The 22,302-nt window shown below is 28.4% G+C and carries 17 protein-coding genes; 10 read left to right on the top strand and 7 right to left on the bottom strand.

From position 1 onward, the window contains the following. The first annotated feature begins 143 nt into the window (after positions 1-143). Positions 144-2,630 carry an MBL fold metallo-hydrolase gene (locus tag CLPA_RS17500; RefSeq protein WP_003445708.1) on the top strand — a complete coding sequence of 829 codons (2,487 nt, stop codon included), beginning with the start codon at positions 144-146 and terminating at the stop codon, positions 2,628-2,630. Positions 2,631-2,810: 180 nt separating this feature from the next. Beyond that, a complete protein-coding gene (gene metA, locus CLPA_RS17495) occupies positions 2,811-3,728 on the top strand; it encodes a homoserine O-acetyltransferase MetA (RefSeq protein ID WP_003445710.1) in 918 nt (305 codons plus the stop codon). 102 nt (positions 3,729-3,830) lie between these two features. Here the strand turns inward: metA and CLPA_RS17490 are convergent, their stop codons facing one another. Both CLPA_RS17490 and CLPA_RS17485 read right to left on the bottom strand, forming a co-directional pair. Then, entirely contained in the window at positions 3,831-5,630 is a 1,800-nt protein-coding gene (locus tag CLPA_RS17490; protein ID WP_003445712.1) for an urease accessory protein UreH domain-containing protein, read from the bottom strand. 369 nt (positions 5,631-5,999) lie between these two features. Then, complete coding sequence (locus CLPA_RS17485; protein WP_003445718.1) at positions 6,000-7,172, bottom strand: hypothetical protein; 1,173 nt, start codon at positions 7,170-7,172, stop codon at positions 6,000-6,002. 172 nt (positions 7,173-7,344) lie between these two features. On the opposite strand from CLPA_RS17485, the gene CLPA_RS17480 reads away from it, so the two are divergent. After that, positions 7,345-7,956 carry a DNA-3-methyladenine glycosylase gene (locus CLPA_RS17480; protein WP_003445719.1) on the top strand — a complete coding sequence of 204 codons (612 nt, stop codon included), beginning with the start codon at positions 7,345-7,347 and terminating at the stop codon, positions 7,954-7,956. A 10-nt stretch (positions 7,957-7,966) separates the two neighbouring features. Here CLPA_RS17480 and CLPA_RS17475 read toward each other — a convergent pair whose 3' ends face one another. Beyond that, the gene (locus CLPA_RS17475; protein ID WP_003445720.1) at positions 7,967-8,413 is read right to left on the bottom strand and encodes a hypothetical protein; all 447 of its coding nucleotides are present in this window, start codon (positions 8,411-8,413) and stop codon (positions 7,967-7,969) included. A gap of 197 nt (positions 8,414-8,610) precedes the next feature. On the opposite strand from CLPA_RS17475, the gene CLPA_RS17470 reads away from it, so the two are divergent. The 5 genes from CLPA_RS17470 (at position 8,611) to hcp (ending at position 13,498) form a co-directional block, all read left to right on the top strand. Further along, positions 8,611-8,895 carry a hypothetical protein gene (locus CLPA_RS17470; protein WP_003445721.1) on the top strand — a complete coding sequence of 95 codons (285 nt, stop codon included), beginning with the start codon at positions 8,611-8,613 and terminating at the stop codon, positions 8,893-8,895. Positions 8,896-8,982: 87 nt separating this feature from the next. After that, positions 8,983-10,050, top strand: coding sequence for a mannose-1-phosphate guanylyltransferase (locus CLPA_RS17465; protein ID WP_003445722.1), 1,068 nt, complete (start codon positions 8,983-8,985; stop codon positions 10,048-10,050). A gap of 351 nt (positions 10,051-10,401) precedes the next feature. Then, on the top strand, positions 10,402-11,184 hold the full coding sequence (locus CLPA_RS17460; RefSeq protein ID WP_003445723.1) for a Cof-type HAD-IIB family hydrolase: 783 nt from the start codon (positions 10,402-10,404) through the stop codon (positions 11,182-11,184). 84 nt (positions 11,185-11,268) lie between these two features. Next, positions 11,269-11,958, top strand: a complete 690-nt coding sequence (locus tag CLPA_RS17455; protein ID WP_003445724.1) for a phosphatase PAP2 family protein — start codon at positions 11,269-11,271, stop codon at positions 11,956-11,958. A gap of 247 nt (positions 11,959-12,205) precedes the next feature. Beyond that, complete coding sequence (gene hcp / locus CLPA_RS17450; RefSeq protein ID WP_003445725.1) at positions 12,206-13,498, top strand: hydroxylamine reductase; 1,293 nt, start codon at positions 12,206-12,208, stop codon at positions 13,496-13,498. A gap of 176 nt (positions 13,499-13,674) precedes the next feature. On the opposite strand, the gene CLPA_RS17445 is transcribed toward hcp, so the two are convergent. Next, complete coding sequence (locus tag CLPA_RS17445; protein ID WP_236900358.1) at positions 13,675-14,373, bottom strand: Crp/Fnr family transcriptional regulator; 699 nt, start codon at positions 14,371-14,373, stop codon at positions 13,675-13,677. A 249-nt stretch (positions 14,374-14,622) separates the two neighbouring features. Between CLPA_RS17445 and CLPA_RS17440 the strand changes: the two genes are divergently transcribed. Then, positions 14,623-14,898 (top strand): GIY-YIG nuclease family protein, encoded by a 276-nt coding sequence (locus tag CLPA_RS17440; protein WP_003445728.1) that lies wholly within the window; start codon positions 14,623-14,625, stop codon positions 14,896-14,898. 634 nt (positions 14,899-15,532) lie between these two features. Then, positions 15,533-18,961, top strand: coding sequence for a pyruvate carboxylase (locus tag CLPA_RS17435; RefSeq protein ID WP_003445730.1), 3,429 nt, complete (start codon positions 15,533-15,535; stop codon positions 18,959-18,961). A gap of 136 nt (positions 18,962-19,097) precedes the next feature. On the opposite strand, the gene CLPA_RS17430 is transcribed toward CLPA_RS17435, so the two are convergent. The 3 genes from CLPA_RS17430 to CLPA_RS17420 all read right to left on the bottom strand — a co-directional run bounded on the left by CLPA_RS17430 (position 19,098) and on the right by CLPA_RS17420 (position 22,248). Continuing rightward, entirely contained in the window at positions 19,098-20,201 is a 1,104-nt protein-coding gene (locus CLPA_RS17430; protein ID WP_003445733.1) for an ABC transporter substrate-binding protein, read from the bottom strand. A 137-nt stretch (positions 20,202-20,338) separates the two neighbouring features. Further along, entirely contained in the window at positions 20,339-21,154 is an 816-nt protein-coding gene (locus CLPA_RS17425) for an ABC transporter ATP-binding protein (protein WP_003445735.1), read from the bottom strand. After that, the gene (locus CLPA_RS17420) at positions 21,151-22,248 is read right to left on the bottom strand and encodes a FecCD family ABC transporter permease (protein WP_003445737.1); all 1,098 of its coding nucleotides are present in this window, start codon (positions 22,246-22,248) and stop codon (positions 21,151-21,153) included. Before CLPA_RS17420 ends, CLPA_RS17425 begins: the two co-directional genes overlap by 4 nt. Positions 22,249-22,302 lie beyond the last annotated feature (54 nt).

Genomic DNA, 22,302 nt, shown 5'->3' with positions numbered 1-22,302 from the left:
AAAATTTATTCTTTAAATTATTATATTTTAGTAAATAGCTAATCTGGTTACAATAAGAAATAAGTAATTTTATAAATTACTTATTTCTTATTGTTATTTTAGTATAATGAATAGATATTAATTAAATTGTAGGTGATAAATATATGAATATTTCATTTTTAGGGGGAGCTAATGAGGTTGGAGGAAGTTGTATACTTATTAGCGTATCCAATAAAAATATATTATTAGATTGTGGAATAAGACAGAGTAGTTCTAAAGATCCATTACCAGATTTTAAAACTATTCAAGATAAAGGCGGATTAGATGCCATAATTATAAGTCATGCTCATATGGATCATATAGGTTCTTTGCCAATTATAAGTAAAGAATATCCTTTTGCAAAGATATATACTACTATAATGACAAAGGATTTAATGAAAGTTCTTCTTTATGACAGCTTAAAAATAATGAATAATAGAGAACTTGAAATTCCATTGTATGCAGAAGCGGATGTAGAAAATATGATGAATAGAATTGTTGCTATAAATTATATGAGAGAAATAGAAATTTTGAAAGGCATAAAATTAACTTTTCATATAGCAGGTCATATTGCAGGTGCAGCTTGCAGCTATATTATTTCAAATGAAGGTACTATATTTTATTCAGGAGATTTTTCTATATTTTCTCAAAAGACTATAGATGGATTAAAAGTGCCCAAATTAAGGCCAGATGTGGCGATTTTTGAGACTACTTATGGTGATAGACTTCATTCAAACAGAGAGGTTGAAGAACAAAGACTTTTAGATTTCATAAGGGAATGTGAAGTTAACAAAGGCAAAATCTTAATACCCGCTTTTGCACTGGGGAGAGCTCAAGAAATTTTACTTATTATAAAAAAGGCTCTGAATAAAAATATAATAAAGAATATAAAAGTTTATGTAGATGGCATGATAAAGGATATAAATAGAGTATATAAAATTAATCCATTATATTTAAAGAATTCCTTGGGGAAAAAGATATTAAAGGGTGTGGAGCCCTTTTATGATGATAATATAATTCCTGTAGACAATAAAGAACTAAGAAATAAAATATTGGAAGAAAAAGAACCTTGTGTGATAGTATCTAGTTCTGGAATGCTTACAGGTGGGTATAGTCAATATTATGCTGAGAAGATAGCATCTATGGAAAATGGATATATAATTATGACAGGATATCAGGATGAAGAATCTCCTGGAAGAAAGCTATTAAATCTTTTGGATAAAGATGAAGATAGGGTAATTGAAATTAATGGTAAATTAATACCTGTAAACTGTAATGTAGAAAAAGTAGGACTTTCCGCCCATAGCGATAAAAGTGAAATAAAATCACTAATAAATTTATTGACACCCAATAATATATTCATGGTACATGGCAATGAAGAAATAGTAAAAAGTTTTACAAAAGAACTCTTTAAAGAAGTAAGAGGAAGAGTATACGCTCCAGAATGTGGAGAGAGTTATGATATAAATATAAAAAATCCAAGAAAACAATTAAAAAGACAAATAAAGAGAATTATAGGAATTAATGATATTTTAGATGAAAGCAATATAAAGAAATTATGGGAATTTATATTTGAAAATTATGGTGAAAGGCTTTTTACAATAGAAGAACTTATTTATATATGGTATGGAGATAATAAGATAAAGTCTATAGACATTGATAGAATTGAAAAATTAGTATTGAACAGTGTATATTTCGATAATGATATGAGAAGATTATTTTTATTTAAATGTAAAACTATAGATGAAGTAGAAGAAGAAACTAAGGAAAGGGAACTTAAGCCCAATGAGATCAATGAAATTGTAAAAAAATACTTTAATGAATTTCATTTTAAGAAAGCTAGTATTATGTATGAAGAGAAAAAAATAATTTTAAGTTTTGATTTTCCGTATACTGTTAATAAAACTATATATGATAGTATAGAAAATTTTAAAGAGAAAATAAATTGGAAAGTGGAGATAAATCCTTCAGTAAATATAAATGCAGTAAATGTTCTTATAAGAGAATTATTTTACGATGTAAGCATAAAGAAAATATCTTATAGAATGGAAGATAAAAAAATACAGTTAATATTGAATTCACAATATAATTGTAATGGGAGTATACTAAAAGAATTTAAAGAAAAGACAGGGTTAGATTTGTTGATACAAAATAGTGTAGAAATAGATAATGAATTAAATAACTCTATTATAGAGGTTAAAAATAAAATATTTAGGATGGAGCAAAATCAAGCTTTGAATTTCATAGATGATGCTTTTAAAGAAGAAGAATTTAAGCCTTATAAAAAAAGTGTAAAATCATCAGGTGAAGGAAAGTATATAGAATTATTTTTTATAACTTCATCAATAGGTAATAAATATAAAGAAAAGCTGAAAAGTTTGGTAGAAAATACAGGATGGAATATGTCTATATCCCATAGTGCAAATCAAAATGAAATAATAAATTTTGCAGTAATGCTATGTAAAAAAAATGATATAATTTTAAAGAGGAATCCATCATTTAATAGTTCTAATTTAAGTGTTTTATTAAAGCCAGAAAACAAAGATGCAAATGAACTGAAACCTATAAAGGAAGAATTTGAGTATAAAACAGGATGTGTGCTTAATTGGTAGTATATTTCAATAATTATATAAAATATGTTATAATAAAAAGGCTATTAAGATGACATAGAAACATTTCTAGAGATATTTTACTTAAACTTAGCTGTAGTATAAATTACAACTAGGTAATAATCATTGATAGTTCAGATTATATATGCAATGCATAATAAATTTTTAGAGGAGAGTAATGCTATGCCCGTTAAAATAAGGGATGATTTGCCTGCTGCTGAAATTTTAAATAGGGAAAATATATTTATAATGCCTGAAAACAGAGCGGTTCATCAAGATATTAGATCATTAAAAATTGCCATTTTAAATCTTATGCCCAATAAAATATCTACAGAGGTGCAATTATTGAGATTAATTAGTAATACTTCTTTACAGACTGATGTGGAATTATTACATCCCAAAACTCATATATCAAAGAATGTATCTCAAGAATACTTGATGACTTATTATAAGACCTTTGATCAAGTTAAAGAACAAAAATTTGATGGACTTATTATAACTGGAGCACCTGTAGAACAATTAAGTTTTGAGAATGTTAATTATTGGGATGAACTTAAAGATATAATGGAATGGAGTATACATAATGTACATTCAACACTTCACATATGTTGGGGTGCACAGGCTGGACTTAATTATCATTATAATGTACCTAAGTATTCTTTAGAAGAAAAAATATCTGGCGTATTTTCACATAAGGTGATTAAAAAGAATACTAAGCTTTTAAGAGGTTTTGATGATGAATTTTTTGTTCCCCATTCAAGATATTCAGAGGTTAGACGATCTGATATAGAAAAAGTAAAGGAATTATCTATACTGTCGGAATCAGAAGAAGCTGGAGTTTATATAGTTTCTGCTAAAAATGGTAGACAAATCTTTGTGATAGGTCATTCGGAATATGATCCTTTCACTCTTAAAGAGGAATATGAAAGAGACGTAAATAATAAGCTTAATCCTAAAGTACCTAAAAATTATTTCTTAAATGATGATCCAAAAGGAGAGCCCATAGTAAGATGGAGAAGCCATGGAAATTTATTGTTTTCAAATTGGTTAAATTACTACGTTTATCAAGAAACGCCATATGATTTAAAAAAGATAAAGTAAGTTTTTTGCAGGAGACTTACTTTATCTTTTTATATTTCATATTAATTTTGTAATTTAAAACTTTGCTATAAATAAAATTTATTAAAAAATAACTTATATAATTTAATTGGAACTTATATATTTTTCTCGTACACTTTGCAAGTCAGTGGTGTTGAGATCATCAGCTACTTCTATAAGTCCTAATGCAGTATTATTTTTAATAACAGCATATACTCCAACTTCAGTTAATTTAACATTTACTTTAACAATGCCTTTTTTACCTTTAAAACTAGTTAATAAATCACCTGTAGTAGCATTTATTATGGAAAAGTCACCTTCTACATCATTAAATTGACTTAAGTTAAAAGTTAACTCTGCAGGAATATTTTTATTTAACACAGATATAATAGGATTAAATTCATTCTTAATGCCTTTAATTTCTATAGATTGAGAATTTTCATATAAGTTAGCTTTATGAACTAATACATCTGTAGAAATTTTGCTTAAATCATTTCCATATATGCTTTCATTTTGTTGTGAACTGTTTTCTGGATCACCACAATTCATATGGTTATTAGAAGCAGGTGGCAAGTCTGTTGTTTTGGAAGTATCGATAGATTCAACATTATCAACAACTTTTATCACTCCTCGTATCATACCCATCCAGCAGCTAAAGCTTATATCTTTATCCTTAGGAATAAATTCTATAATATTATCTCCAGATTTTAAATTTTGTTGTACATCAATGGATGGAATTATTATTCCATTATTACAAGAGGTAAGCTCTTTACCATTTATTATCCACTTTACAGGTATATTTTTTTGAACATAGAGTACATTTGGAGTGTACCCACTGTTATCAGCAGTCATTTTTATTATTTGGACTCCATTTTCTATTGTTGGTTTAGCAATATTTGATGATGAATTATTAATACCTAAAGCTTCAGTATTTTTGTTAAAGCTTATATTTGGAATATTAATACCTGCTAAAGAAAGTCCTCTTGTTCCCATGATTATACCTAAAATCACTACAATTATTCCACTGAATTTTAGTATATTCTTAGTATATCCCTTAGTTAATATACCAGATAATGCCCCGAATCCTAACATTAGAGGTATAGTTCCTAAAGAAAATAAAAACATGGACAGTGATCCTTTAGTTAAACTTCCAGTTCCCAAGGCATAAAGCTGCATAGTTTGAAGAGGTCCACAGGGCATAAAACCATTTAGTATTCCTATAAAAAAAGGTGTTTTAGGTTTTTTCTTAATTGAACACATGGAAATAGGAACTCTTATGTTGAGTTTTCTAAAAATACTAAAACCTGATATATTTAATCCCATTATAATCATAAATATACCTGCAAATATTTGAAGAGCTGATTTAGTAAATATGGATAATGAAAATGCAGATCCTAAAGCTCCAACAATTCCACCTAATATAGTATAAGAAATTATTCTTCCTAAATTGTATAGAAGAGCTGGTTTTATAGATTGAAATTTATTATATTGATTTTTTGCGATGCTTTGAGAGAGCATAATTCCTCCACACATACCTATGCAGTGAAGTGATGTAAATATTCCTATAATAAATAACATGAAATAAGTGGCACCATTTAGTTTAGAATTCATATCAAATCCGGCAGTGGAGGTTCCTAAAAAAATAATAGCTACAGCAATTACTAAGATTCCTGCAATTTTAAAGTTTTTAGGATTATCAGTACTATAACCACTTTTTTTAATAGCTCCTTTAATTTCATCTATATTGCAGAATTTTGTATCATATTCAATAAGTACTTCTTGAGAATTGAAGTTAGCTAAAACATTTTTTACTCCAGGCAGATTTTTTAAAACCTTTTCGATTCTTATTTCACAGGATGTGCAAGTCATATTATAGACTTTTAATCTTTCTTTTCTAATACTCATTTATTATCTCCTTTGATTTTTAAATTAGATAATATTTAATATCTATAATTACAATTTAATTTATTGTTTAAGTATAGCTTATATATATGTAGATAATATAAAGAAAATATATTTTTATATTAAATATTATTCAATAAACAATTTATCTTTAAACAAATTTAATATGATATAATTGCTAGTGGATATTTTATTTAATTAGGAGTGAATTAGATCATGAAAGTATATGTACTAGATACAGGATGGTTGGAATGTGATAAAAATTCCATGGTAGCAATAAAACATGTATCACAATATTATGAATAAAATTTTAGCTGGACTTATATTTATTTATAAAGTTCAGCTATTACAATTATTTTAAGTTTAGCATTGTTATCTGAAATTTAGAATGTCATTTAACTTTATATCATTAAATTTGTTTAACTTATTTAATGAATAAGTTAATTTTTTATAATCGATATTCTCTGGTATATTTTCAATTTTGGCCCCTTTAATTTTAGAATCAATATAAGTTTCTCCAAAATTTGATAGATCATAAAGAGAAGATGGATTAAATAAAAGAAGTTCTTTATAAGTATTTATATTATAGTTTTTTGCATACTTTTGTATTTCTATAGGAAATATAAAAGTAAAAGTGTTAATTGGATTGATTAATCCTAAATATTGTCCCATTATTGTTATAAAATAGCTTTCAATGAAACATCCAAGTTTGTTAAATAATTGTAAAATTTTTGATTCATTTATTGATAGTTCATTTGGTTTTTTCACAATAAGTGACATTATATATTTTAGGTCCAAATTTAATTTTTTTAAAAAATCATTTTCTATGTCATTTTCCATATGAACTCCATTTTTTATTAATGATTTTAAATAATTAAAATTGAAATAAGTATGTACTTCAGTAAAAGATTCTGATAATTTTCTGGCAGAAATATCAATAGATGATGATACAATTTTTTTAAATTGCATTATACTATCGCTTTCCCAAAAATCAGAATTATAGCAAATTTGAGCACGATTACAGTTTATAGATGGAAGCTTTTTTATAATCTTCAACTGAAAAGATAATTTTGTTATATAATTTATATAGAAAACATCCGGTATAGTAAATTTGTATTTTATGCTTTCAATAAATTTTCTTTGTAAAAGTCCGTTATAGTTTATTTCTCTATCTGGAGTAAAGAAACTTGTAAGAAGGCAAATATCTTTTATAATAGGGTGATTTTCTATATTGTATTCGTAGAAATCAAAAGTTATATCACAAATTTTATTATGATTTAATATTGGCTTTGCTACAGTAAGCATAGTACTGCTAGTAAGATTATTTTGTAAAAATATTTTATTTATTATATTTGATGGAGATAAATAATTATTAAATATCAGTGAAGAATAATACCATCTTCTATAGATATGTTGAAAATATTTTTTCATTAATTTCTTGGTTTCTATAGAAGAATTATTATATTCAATAAAAAAATTTCTTTTAAATAAATCTAGAATTATATTGGATTTATTTTCAATTTTATTTTTCTTAAAATTGTACATAGTACCACCTTCTTGGACTCTTTATAGTATAGATTAATGATAGAATATAATTACAACCTATAATAAATAATTTTGACACTAATTTTATGTTTTATTCAACTGAAGCATAAACAATTATTCTGAGTTTTTATGTAAGTTATAGAATGAATTTAATTTATGGAGTGATTATTTAATGAAATTAAATAGGAAATTTTACAATAGAGATACAGTTGAAGTGGCTAAAGATCTTCTAGGCAAGATATTAGTTCATAGAGTTGAAGGAAAAATAACTTCTGGAAAAATAGTAGAGGTTGAAGCTTATAAAGGATTTAAAGATAAAGCGGCCCATACTTATAACGGACGTAAGACTAAAAGGGTGGAAATTATGTATGGTAAACCAGGATTTTCTTATGTTTTCTTCATATATGGAATGCATTATTGTATGAATGCAGTTACAAGAGAAGAAGGTATAGGTGAAGCAGTACTTATTAGGGCGCTTGAGCCTATAGATGGTATGGAAATAATGAGTCAGCGAAGATATGGTACCTCTTTTGAATTATTAAAAAAAAGACAAATAATAAACCTTACCAATGGGCCATCGAAACTTTGTAAAGCATTGGATATTGATAAAGGCTGCAATGGATTAGATTTATGTGAAGATAAACTGTTTATTGAACAAAGCAATAAACAGGATTTTGATATAGGTATATCAAAAAGAATTGGAATTGATTATGCGGAAGAAGCAAAAGATTTTTTATGGAGGTTCTTTATAAAGGATAATGAATTTGTTTCTAAAGTGAAATAATTATACGTATTTATGAGGGAAGATTATAGAGTTTTAATATATCTTTTATAACTTTTAATATACCTATAAAATTATTTATTTCTTTTATTAATTTATCTAAATCTTCATTAGCCACTGCTTTATAATTTATTTTTATGGTATCAAAATATACAAAGCACTTAGAAAATTTATCCAGTGACATATTGATTTCATTTATAAAATAAGTTAATAGAGGAGGATCATAAAATTTTGAATCTATAAGACACTTTAGGTATCCCTCACATTTTAACATGAAAAAGTTTCCAGAATTAAAGTGATTAATAAATTTTAAAAAGTGTCCATTTTTGTTAAATTTGTTTACCATTAATAATTCATCTATTATACCATTTATAAATTTTCCAGATTCATTTAAATTACTGATTAAGTTAAAGAGATATTTTGATATTTTATCTTGTGAATTAGATATAAATGTATACATATTAATCTCTCCCTGTAATTTATATATTATAAATATATGCTAATAAAATCATCATATGCATTTAAATTTAACAATTTATTAATACTTTATTAAGTGATAATAAATAACTCTTTTTAAAATTATGATATAATAAATATATAAATAAAAACAATTTATACATATTATAAATTGTGAATTTAGAGGAAGAAGTGAGTTAAATGGATTTTGTGGGAAAAAGTTTTTCAACAATATTATGGCTTTTTGCTATAGCAGCAGTTGTATTAATTGGAGGATACTTATTAATACATTTAATACCTGTAATCGTAGTTGCAGGGGTTGTAATTTTTGCTGCAATTAAAGGAAAAAGATATCTTAAAGAACATTTTAAAACTAATAAAACTAAAATAAATAAAAATTCTAGTGATAACTATAATACTTCTAAAGATTTTACCTATGATGATTTAGAAGGAGAAATAGTAGATGTAGATTATAAAGATATATAATTTAATTTAGAAAAAACCTTATAATCACCTTATAATTATTTGTTCATATCATACTAATGTGAGCAATAATTATTTGAGGTGTTTTTTTTGTTATATGCACTAATATTGGCAGGTGGGAAAGGAACAAGACTTTATCCACTATCCCGTGAAGAAAATCCTAAACAGTTCTTAAAAGTAATTAATAATAAAAGCTTTTTGAGAAACACCGTTGATAGAATAAAGCCTTTAGTTAATAAGGAAAATATATATGTTGTAACTAATGAAAATTATATTGAAAAGGTGTATAATGAACTCCCGGAAATAAGCAGAGAGAATATTTACTCAGAACCTGTGAATAAAGAAACTGCTACCTGTATAGGCCTATCAGCTATAAAACTATTAAAAAAAGATAATGATGCAGTGATGATGGTTCTTCCATCAGATCATCATGTGGAAGGAAACAAAGAGTTTATAGATACATTAAAGCAGGGTGTTGATATAGTACAAAGAAGAAGAGGACTTGTAACGATAGGAATTCCTCCAACAAGACCTGAAACGGGATATGGATATATACAAATGGGCGAAAAAATTACATCTTCCAGTTCCGCTTATAAAGTTGAAAGATTTGTTGAAAAGCCTAATATCGAAGTAGCAAAGGATTTCTTATTGGCTGAAGATTATTTATGGAATAGTGGAATATTTATATGGAGAGCGGATTCATTTTTAAGAGAAATGGAAAAATATCTTCCAAAGATGTATAAAAGTCTTATGACTATATACCAATATATTGGGACAGAGAAAGAAGAAGAAATTATAAGAGAACAATATTCACTTATAGATGGAATATCAGTAGATTTTGGTATAATGCAAAAGACAAGAAAAGCTTATGTAGTAAAATGTGATTTTGGTTGGGATGATATAGGAAGTTTTGTTGCGTTATCAAGATTTATAAATGAATATCGTGGTAATAATATAAATGGAAATACATTTCTTGAACAAAGTGAGAATTGTTGTATATTTGGAAAAGATAAGCTGGTTATAGGTTTTGGAATAAAAGATTTAATTGTGGTGGATTCTGGAGATGTAATTTTAATAATGGATAAAAATAAAGATCAGGAAATAAAATCTTTAGTAAACACCTTAAAGAATAATAATATACTAGATAAATATTTATAGCATATACAAAGTTACAACCTAAGAAAGTGCGAAGCTAAAAGGATAGTTAAATATATTTTAACTTAATAAAGGGTGCTTTGCACTTTTGTAATAATAAATATGGAAATTTTAATTCTCAAAGTTTAAATATGTGAAGTATAATAAAATTGGACAAGTTTCTACATTTAGTTTTTTAATTCCTATTTTTAGCAGTATGCTTTCATCTATATTTTTAGGAGAAAATATTATAAATTTCAAAAATATGTTAGCACTCATATTCGTATGTATTGAGATATACATAGTTAACAAAGGCTCAGATATGATATAATGTTAATGTGTAATTTTAAAGTATTGGAGGTGGGGATTAGATATATGAAATATGAATTAGTAGCTTTAGATATTGATGGAACAATTTTAAATTCAAATATGTTAATTACGGAAGAAACAAAAATAGCAGTTAAATTATGTAAAAAAAATGGAGTGAAGGTAGTTTTGTCTTCAGGAAGGTTATCTCGCTCTATAAAACCATATATAGAAAGATTAGATTTAAATGGGTATCAAGTAACATTAAATGGAGCAGTTATAAAAGATGCGGATACAGGTAATATATTAGAAAAATTTACAATCCCAAAAAATGATTATATGGATGTTTTAAAAAAACTGAATAAATTTAATTATTCTACTATTATATTTGGTGTGGATACTTATTATAAAAACTATGATAATGAAGACATAAGAATTATAGAAAAAATATCAGGTATGAATGCAGAGTTTATATCAAGCTTTAAGGATATAGTAAATCCCACAAAAACTCTTTCTATCATTGAGGATATTGATAGTATTAATGTATTTAGGAATAAGATAGAAAGTGAAAAATATACTATAATAAGGACAGGATATAATCATGTTGAAGTTGTAAGAAAAGACATAGATAAAGGTACAGCCTTAAAAATAATAGCAGACAAATACAATATTCCAAGAGAAAAAGTTCTTGCTATAGGGGATAGTGAAAATGACATAGGAATGCTTAAATATGCAGGAAAAGGAATTGCTATGGGAAATGCTTATGATAATGTAAAAGAAATAAGTGACGAAATAACAGCTTCTTGTGATGAAGAAGGTGTAGCGAAGGCTTTATATAAAAATGTATTATAAGTAAGATGAAGATTAATTCATAAAGATGAGTTGGGTATGTATTGTGTTATATAGCCTGACTTTTTTTTGTAAGGAGGAGAAATAGTGAATAGAATACGCAATAATATAATAGCTTTTTGTTTCATGTTGCCAATATTATTATTAAATATGTGTTATGGATTACTTAATTCGTCCAATAGAGGGGTCACCAGTTTAGCTACTGATTTAGATGCTAGAATACCTTTTATAAAGGAGTTCATAATACCCTATGTAATTTGGTATCCTTTAGTACCATTAGTTTTTATATACATATGCATAAAGGATAAATTGACTTACTGCAAACTTTTAGTGAGTTTAGTCTTTGGACTTATAATATCTTATATTACTTTCTATTTTTTTCAAACTACAATTTTAAGACCTTCACTTGTTGGTAATGATTTATTTACAAATATAATAAGGGCATTGTATAAAGTGGATAATCCTTTTAATTGTTTCCCAAGCATACATGTGATGACTTGTTTTTTGATGATAGAAGGTATATGGAAATGCAAAGAAAAAAATTTATTTATGAATATTTCTGTGACTATACTTAATATAATAATAATTTTATCTACATTTTTTGTAAAGCAGCATGTTGTTTTAGATGCTGTGTATGGTATATTAATAGCCCTAGTAACTTTTTTATTAGCTAATTTATTTATTAAAAACAAAGTAGCGGATTTATTCAAGAAACCCTATTTATTAATTAACAGAGTTTCACTAAGAAAAACCAATGAAAGTGATGTTAAATACTAGACTATAGTTTATTAAATATAACGAACCACATATTAATTATGTAAAGAAACCGTATGTGTAAAGTTTGCATACGGTTTTTGTGATTATTATATTATAAATTTTTATTAGTGTGATATATATCACTGAATACTTTAATTAATTGTAATAAAATACAGACATAGAGTTAATGAATAAGTTTTAAAAAAGAGGAGAGATAAAAATGATTAATATATTTAAAAAAGATGAAAAGAAAAATTCATGCAATCCTATGTTCTGCTATCAGTGTGAACAAACTCCAGTTGGTGGATGCACAAAGTTTGGTGTTTGCGGTAAAAATCCTGAAATAGCAAGTCTTCAGGACACAATAATATTTGGTCTAAAGGGAGTATCTGCATACAGAACTCATGCTTCAGAGCTTGGGAAAACAGATCCTGAAGTGGACAAGATAATTAGTGAAGCATTATATACAACACTTACAAATTCAAATTTCAGTCTAGAAGAAAATATAGGAATGGCATTAAAGGTTGGTACAGCAGCAGTTAAAGTTATGGATTTATTGGATGGAGCACATACTTCACATTTAGGGGTGCCTGTACCTACGGTAGTAACACAGGATAAAGTTGAAGGCCATTGTATACTAGTTACAGGGCATAATTTATATGCTTTAGAAGAATTGTTAAAGCAGACAGAAGGAAAGGGAATAAACATATACACCCATTCAGAAATGCTTCCAGCCCATGGATATCCTGAGCTTAAGAAATATCCTCATTTAAAAGGCAATGTAGGTAAAGCATGGTATGATCAAAGACAATTGTTTGAAAAATTCCCAGGAGCAATTCTTGGAACTACAAACTGTTTAATGCCAATAACTACAGGAACTTATGCAGATAGATTCTGGACTTATGGTACAGCAGGACTTGAAGGAATTGAAAAGATCAAAAATAATGATTTTGCTCCATTAATAAATAAAGCTTTGGAATTACCAGAGGCAAATATTCAGTCAGATAAAACTTTGACTACTGGATTCCATCATAGTACAGTATTATCTATAGCACCGGAAATAATTGAAGCTGTTAAAGCCGGAAAAATTAAAAGATTTTTCGTAATAGCTGGTTGTGATGCACCTACTAAGGGAAGAAATTATTACAGAGAATTAGCTGAGGCACTTCCAAAGGAATGTGTAATATTAACTACTTCCTGTGGTAAATTTAGATTTAATGATATAGATTTTGGAACAGTCCCAGGAACAGATATACCAAGATATATAGACCTTGGACAATGTAATAATTCTGGTTCAACAGTTAAAATTGCACTGGCACTGGCAGAAGCTTTTGGCTGTGGAGTTAATGATCTTCCAGTAAGTATTGTATTATCATGGTTTGAGCAGAAAGCAGTAGCTATACTACTTGGTTTGTTCAGTCTTGGAGTTAAAAATATATATGTAGGACCTTCAGCACCTAAATTTATATCTGCTGGTGTATTAAAGGTATTACAAGATAACTTTAATTTAAATTTAGTAAGCGGAGATGCAAAAGCAGATTTAGATAAAATAATGGGATAATACTTTATACCGTACAGTTCTAATAAGGATTGTATGGTTATTTTCTTTGCTTCATCCCTGGGGTGTAGTTTTTTCTGTAACTGTAAATTTTTTCACCTCAGGGGTGTAATTTTTTTAAAATGGACATAATAGGATAGAAATATCTGCTCATAGTGAAAAATTAATAATGTCTAATTTTAAAATTCATCGATGCATTCTCTCAATTTGCTTTTGTCAATGATTATAATTTTTTTAGAGTAGGTATCTAAGATATTTTCTTTTTTAAGCTCGCTTATGATTCTGCTCACAGTTTCACGAGAGGTGCCAACCATATTTGCTATATCCTGCCTTGTTATGTTTATATCAATCTCAATTCCAAGTTCAGTCTCTTTACCATGTCTTTCGCATAAATCCAGTAAGGTTCTGGATATTCTGTTATAGGTGTCACTAAAAGCCATTTCTTTGAGAGTCTTTTGAGAACGATAGAGTCTTTTAGTAAGAACTTTGATTATCTGTAAGGCTAGTATAGTATTGTTTAAAATCATTTTTTCAATATCTTTATTTAAAATCATTCCTATTTCACTGTTTTCCAGCACTTCTACAGTGGCAGGATAGTTAATATCGTTAAATAGAGTAACTTCTGCAAAAATTGAGCCTTCACCTAGTATATTTAAAGTAATATCCCTGCCGTCAAAAGAGGTTTTATAGATTTTAACTTTTCCGGACTTAACAAAGAAAAAGGCTTCTCCCTTATCTCCTTCATAAAAAATTATTTCACCTTTTTTGTATTTTTTTATATTTTGCAGTTCAATTATTTTTTGTAAGACTTCCTCAGAAAGATGAGAAAATATAGGTATATTTTTTAGTATTTCTAGAGAGTTCTGCAAAATTATCACATCCTTATATTGCAATAAAATTTATACGAATTTAATTATACAATAATTATGAGATTATTTATAGTGTGGATTATACTTTTACTATTAACTTATAATTTTTAATTAAACTAAGATCTAATTTGGAGATTTTAGCTTCCAACCAATAAAGGTATTTTGTATATTTATAATATTGTAAAAAGAATCTATTTTCTAATTATAAATATGAAATAATGGTAAAATGAATATAAAAAACATTTAAGAGGGATATAAATGAATTACATTTACATTTTAAAATGCAGTGATGGAACACTGTACACTGGATATACAAATGACTTAAAAAACAGATTAAAAGTTCATAATAGTGGAAAAGGAGCAAAATATACAAGGGGAAGACTTCCGGTGGCAATTGTATATTTTGAAGCTTTTGAAACAAAAAGCGAGGCTACCAAAAGAGAATATTACATAAAACATCTAAATAGAACTGAAAAATTAAAGCTTATTGATAAAGGCAAGAATAAAGGGGAGATAATTATTTATTCAAAATGATTTAGAAGAAGTTATGAAAATTACTAAAGAAAATTGCTAAAATAAAAAATAATAACCACCAATTAGCTTGTACATATTACTAATTGGTGGTTAAGCAAAACCTAACTCATTTAAACAGCCTGGTTCTTCACTTTGTATTTTAATCACCCTTTTCTATAATTTATTTTTACAATACTTTTGGTACTATAAATTTTTACACTATTAGTTAGGAAGAGGAGGCATTCCTAATTAATGTTTAGATTATATTAAGTTTCGGAGGGTAAAGAGGTTAATTTAACCTAAATAACAATAAGGTTAAATTTATAGTTATTCATTTATATACTTGTGCTTCAGTCAAATAATAGCATTTGTACCCTGCACTTTCTATAAAATAATAACTATAAAAAATTTTTTGATATTAATCTTTTGATTTATGAGTTAGGTTCTGCAAGAAGATTTTTTATTTTCTTCTTGTTTACAGTATAACATTAGTATTTACAAAAATCAATTGAATATTCAAAAAATTTAAAAAAAATATTTAATATGAATTTTAGGTGTTTTGAATATTGCATTTTATTAAAAAAAAAGTTATTCTATTTAGTAGGAATAAATGAGCTTTTTTATATGATACTGTAGATAACCTAGGAGGATTAAAATGAAAGAATTTAAAAGAGTATTGGTTGCTAACAGAGGCGAAATTGCAATAAGAATTTTTAGGGCTTGTAAAGAACTTGGAATACGTACTGTTGCAATCTATTCTAATGAGGATAAATACGCTTTATTTAGAACAAAAGCAGATGAGGCTTATTTAATAGGGGAAAATAAAAGTCCTGTTGAGGCCTATTTAAACATTGAAGAAATTATCGAACTGGCACTTAAAAAGGGAGTAGATGCTATTCATCCAGGATATGGTTTTTTATCGGAAAATGCTGAATTTGCAAGAAAATGTGCTGAAGCAGGTATAGAATTTATTGGTCCCACGGCAGAGATGATGGACAGATTGGGAGATAAAATTAAATCTAAAATAGCTGCAAAGGAAGTTGGAGTTCCAACTATACCTGGTTATGAAGATGATATAAAGACAGTAGAACAGGCAAAGCGACTTGCAAAAGAGTGTGGATATCCAATTATGCTGAAAGCTGCTGCCGGCGGCGGTGGAAGAGGTATGAGAATTGTTAGAAATGAAGAAGAACTGCCAGATGCTTTTATGAGCGCAAAAAGCGAAGCTAAAAAAGCTTTTGGTATAGATATTATGTTCATGGAAAAATATCTTGAAAAGCCAAAGCATATAGAAGTACAGGTTTTAGGAGATAAATATGGAAATATTGTTCATTTACATGAAAGAGATTGTTCTATACAACGAAGACATCAAAAAGTTATTGAGTTTACACCTTCATTGTCACTTTCACAGGAAAAGAGAAATAAAATTTGTGAAGATGCTTTAAAAATAGCAAGACTTGTAAAGTATAGAAGTGCAGGAACGCTAGAATTTCTTGTGGATGCGAATGGAAATCATTATTTTATAGAAATGAATCCAAGAGTTCAAGTTGAACATACTATAACGGAAATGGTAACAGGAATAGACATTGTACAAAGTCAAATTTTAATTGCTGAAGGATATAAATTGGACTCAGATGAAATAGGTATAAATTCTCAGGATGATATAAAGACAAGAGGATATTCTATACAGTGCAGAATAACTACAGAAGATCCTTCTCATAGTTTTGCTCCGGACACTGGTAAAATAGAAGTATACAGAACCAGTTCTGGTTTTGGTATAAGATTAGATGGCGGCAATGGTTTTGCTGGAGCAGTAATAAGTCCTTATTACGATAGTCTTCTAGTAAAAAATATATCTTGGTCAAGAACTTTTAAGGATTGTGTAAGAAAGGCTATTAGAGCAATAAAAGAAACTAACATAAGTGGAGTAAAGACTAATATAGGATTTTTAATTAATGTGTTAAATCACCCTACTTTCTTAAAGGGAGAATGTGATACAGGATTTATTGATGAAAATCCAGAATTAATAAATATTGAACCACATGCAGATGATGAAAGCAGACTATTAAAATTTATTGGAGAGAAAGTAGTCAATGAAACTAAGGGAATTAAAAGGGAATATGATGTGCCGGTAATTCCTAAAGTAGAAATTCCTTCTGATTTAAGTGGAACAAAACATATTTTAGATACTAAAGGACCAGAAGGTCTTGTAGCTTGGGTTAAAGAACAAAACAAATTGCTTTTAACAGATACTACTATGAGAGATGCTAATCAGTCTTTAATGGCCACTAGAGTTAGAACAAGAGACATGCTGAAGATAGCAGAGGCTACATCTGTTTATGGAAAAGATTTCTTTTCATTAGAGATGTGGGGAGGAGCTACCTTTGATACAGCTTATAGATTCCTAAAGGAGTCTCCTTGGGAAAGACTTGCGCAGCTTAGAAAGAAGATACCTAATGTACTTTTCCAAATGCTTATACGTGGAGCTAACGCAGTAGGTTATAAAAATTATCCGGATAATGTAATCCGTGAATTTATAAGAGAATCTGCAAACAGCGGTATAGATGTATTCAGAATTTTTGATTCACTAAACTGGCTAAAGGGAATGGAAGTATCCATTGATGAAGTGTTAAAGAGTGGTAAAGTAGCTGAAGCTTGTATCTGTTACACTGGAGACATTTTAAATGATAAGAAGACAAAGTATAATTTAGATTACTATATAAAACTGGCAAAGGAAATTGAAAAAACAGGAGCACATATTTTAGGAATTAAGGATATGTCCGCTCTGCTTAAGCCTCATGCTGCCTATAAGTTGATTGGTGCATTAAAGCAGGAGATAGGAATGCCTATACATCTTCATACTCATGACACTACAGGTAATGGAGTAGCTACAGTTATAATGGCGGCAGAAGCAGGAGTAGATATTGTAGATACAGCCTTTAACAGTATGTCAGGACTTACAAGTCAGCCTGCATTAAACTCAGTTACCGCAGCCTTAAAAAATACAAGAAGAGATACTGGGATAGATCTAAAAGGCATACAAGAGGTTTCGGATTACTGGGCAGCAGTAAGACCAGTTTATTACAAGTTTGAATCTGAACTTAAATCTGGTTCTGCTGAGATATATGAATATGAGATTCCAGGAGGCCAGTATTCTAATTTAAAACCTCAGGTAGAAAGTTTTGGACTTGGACATAAGTTTAATGAAATTAAGGGAACGTACAAAATAGTAAATGACATGCTTGGAGATATTGTAAAGGTAACACCATCTTCAAAAATGGTAGGAGATTTTGCTATATTTATGGTTCAAAATGGACTCACTCCAGAAAATATATATGAAAAAGCTGCTAATATGGCATTCCCGGATTCTGTGGTAGCTTATTTTAAAGGCATGATGGGTCAGCCTATGGAATCTTTCCCAGAAAAGCTGCAAAAATTAGTATTAAAAGGAGAAGAGCCTATTACCTGTAGACCAGGAGAATTGCTTCCTGCTGAAGACTTTGATAAAATAGATCACTATCTACAGGATAAATACGATATTGCTCCTAATAAAAAGGATGCTCTCAGCTATGCCTTATACCCAGATGTATTTGAAGACTATTTAAAATACATTAAAGAATTTGGTGATTTAAGCAGAATAGGAAGCGATGTTTATTTCCATGGAATCAGCGAAGGAGAAACTTGTGAAGTAGAGGTATCTAACGGTAAAGTTTACATGATAAAACTTCAGGAGATTGGCAAAACAGATGTTGAAGGAAACAAGAGACTTGTTTTTGAGATAGATGGAAATCGTAGAGAAATTAAGATTAAGGATAAAAATAGTAAAACCTCAGTTGAAACACTCTCTACAAAAATGGCAGACGAATCAAATCAATTAGAGGTTGGTGCACCAATTCCTGGAACTATTTTAAAAATATTAGTTTCAGAAGGGGAAGAAGTAAAGGAAAATCAGCCATTAATGATTGTAGAAGCTATGAAAATGGAAACTAGAGTTTCTGCTGCGGTTTCAGGTACTGTAAAATCAATAAATGTAACGGAAGGACAGCAGGTTAAAGCTGGAGAGTTATTAATTGAGTTGAAGTAAAATATTTTATTAAATTTTTATTGGCCTCATGTGAAAGCATGGGGCTAAATTATTTTGTATAAAATTTGTAATTTAAAAAGCTGTTGACATATACAATATATCAACAGCTAAAATATTTATGATCTTTTATATAATCTTATTTAGCATTGGTTACTGGTGGTTCAGCGTTTATGATTTTAGAAGTCTCATCATCAGTAAGATTATAATTTAAAAATGTTTTATAGAAACTTTTTGTTTCTTTAGATATATCTATATTAGTGAATTTATCTGGGTACAATGTCTTTGCTGCCCACTGTATTTGTAGTGCTTCTTCTGCACTGTATCTATCCCAAGTAAAAGCTCCATTTGGATTTACGTATAATTTTTTGTTTTTTACGGCATTTATTTTTGACCATGTGGAATCTTTTGATAAGTTGTTAATAGCAGTTGTTCTTTCGCTAACAGTTTTAGCTATATTACTACCGAATATGATAACATCTGGATTCCATTGAAGTACTTGTTCTATAGAAACAACTTTTTGATTACCACTCACACTGCTAGCTGCATTTATACCACCAGCAACTTTTATCCAAGAATCAATTATTGTATCGCTACCGTCAATAGTTAATGGATTAAGTGATATTACATGCAAAACTTTAGGTTTTTCACTTTCAGGAATTTTTGAAGTTATAGATTGAATTGAATCCAGTTTACTATCTAAATATTTTATGTAATTATTTGATCTTTTCTCAGCATCTGATCCAAGTATTTTTGCAGTTAATTTAAAACAATCTTTTAAACCATTGAAGTCAGTAAAGTTTACATATACAGTTGGAATTCCGCTTTCGGTTGGTTTTGATACAAGTGATTTATTAGATACAAAGGCTATGTCAGGTTTTGCTTTTAATAATTCCTCAGTGTTTACATCTGTATTTGTAAAGGCTATACTAGCTTTATTCATTTGCGGATTTACTACAGCAAGCCATGGCATAGCGTTAGGTGCAGTGTTTTTATTAGTTGCAACTATTTTGTTTCCATGACCAAGCATAACTAAAACTTCATTATGAGCTGGCCAACCATCAGCAATGGCATTTATTTTAGTAGGTATTCCTACCTTCGTACCTCCCATATCAATAATAGTTTGTTTAGTTGGTTTTGTATCAGCGGTAGTATTGTTAGCTGAAGAATTATTGCTGCATCCAACTAATAGTGTAAAGATTAAACAAATAATCAATACGATAGAAATTTTAAAATTTTTCATAAGAACACTTCCTTTTAAATTTTTATATATTAATTAATATTAAAATATTAATTATTACTATGTAATTTATAAAATTGTGGACATAACTTTATAACTGCTAATGTACCGTGTATAGTTATATTAACAGTTATAAAGTATTAATAATTTGGCCTATCCTTTGTTTGGAAATTTTGTGATAATAAAGGTACACAAGATTTGATAATACTTCCATCATCATCGGTTGTGGTAGTAATTTTAACATTAATACCATATGCAGATTTAAGATTTTCTTCTGTTACTACATCATCGGCATATCCTATGGTAAATTTATTGTTCTTCTCAAACAAAGCTACTTTACTAGAACATAGAAAAGCATGATCTGGAAAGTGGGAAGTCATAATAATTCCTAGTCCGGTTTGAGAAAGTCTATTTATTTGTTCCAAAACTCTTATTTGATTACCAAAGTCCAAATTAGAAGTTGGTTCATCCATTATTAAAAAATCAGGCTCTTGAGTTAATGCTCTGGCGATAAGGACCATTTGTCTCTCGCCGCCACTTATTTCTGTATATATTCTATCTTTTAAATAAGATATTTGAAGCATTTCCATAGATCTTTCTGCAATAGCTATATCATTTTTTGATGGTGAAGCAAAACTCCCTAGATGAACTGTTCTACCCATAGTTACTACATCCTTAACTAAAAATGGGAATGGTGGTGTATGGGCTTGAGGTACATAGGCAATAACTTTAGCCAATTTTTTTCTTGACCAATTATGAATATTGTCACCATCAATAGAAATTTCACCAGCTTTAATTTTTAGAAAACCTAATATTGTTTTAAAAAATGTAGTTTTTCCTACTCCATTTGGACCTAGTATACATAGAATTTCACCAGAATGAATATTTAAGGATAATCCACTTATTATGGTCTTGGATCCATAACCACAAGTAGCATCTTTTATAGTTAATATCATATCCAACCTCTCCTTCCTCTTAATAATAAGTATATGAAAAATGGCGCACCTATTAATGAAGTAAGTATTCCTAGAGGAATTTCCATAGAAAATAAACTTCTGGCAACATCATCTACTAATAATAAATATGTACTGCCGATAAATATAGAAGCTGGAAGTAAAATTCTATAATTAGGACCTACTATCATTCTAGCTAAATGTGGTATTATAAGTCCTACCCAGCCAATTAAACCCCCTATAGCAACAGAAGCAGAAGTCATAAGAGTTGAACATAGTATCATTATAATTCTAACTCTAGAGGTACTTACACCTAGAGATTTTGCTTCTTCTTCACCAAGAGATAGAACGTTGAGATTCCATCTTAAAAGAACTATTGGAATAAGTCCAAAGACCATGGGGATAATTAAGAATAAAACATTTTTAGTAGTTGTAGATGAAAGTCCACCCATAAGCCAAAAAGTAATCTCAGGAAGCTTGTTATATGGATCGCCTACATATTTTATAAGAGAAATGAAGGCTGAACAAAGAGATGATATTACCATACCTGTAAGAACTAAGCTTAAAACTCCATTATCTTCTTTGCTTATTATTGAGCTTATAAAGTAAGTTAATGATACGGCAATTAAACCAAAGACGAAAGCACATATTTGTATTTCTATAATATTAAAGGATAAGAGAATTGCAATAGCTGCTCCAAATCCTGCTCCAGCTGAAGCACCTAGAATGTCAGGAGAAACCATAGGATTTTTAAATAGACCTTGATAAGTTGCACCAGATACAGAAAGAGCAGCACCAACCATCATGGCAGCTAAAATTCTTGGAATTCTTACTTTGAATAAAACTGTTAAAAGAGTGTCAGGATAGTTTATTTTTAATCCAAATAGTTTTGAATAGAATATATCAAAAAGAGTAGGAATTGAAATTGCATATCTTCCTATAGTAAAAGAAATAATAAAAGCAAACACGGGTAATAATATTAAAGCTATAAAAAGATAATTTTTGTGCGATTTTGTTTTGATATCATCATTTGCAATAGAATTTGAAATCAAAGCTGTTGAACTACTTTTTAACTTAGATGTATTTATAATTTTCATGATATCCTCCTTTATTTAAAAGATTAATTTAACTTATATGATATATACGGCTTC

This window comes from Clostridium pasteurianum DSM 525 = ATCC 6013, assembly GCF_000807255.1.
Taxonomy (GTDB): Bacteria; Bacillota; Clostridia; order Clostridiales; family Clostridiaceae; genus Clostridium_I; species Clostridium_I pasteurianum.
The sequence above is the reverse complement of the archived record's forward strand: the minus strand, read 5'-3'. Positions and strand labels throughout refer to the sequence as shown.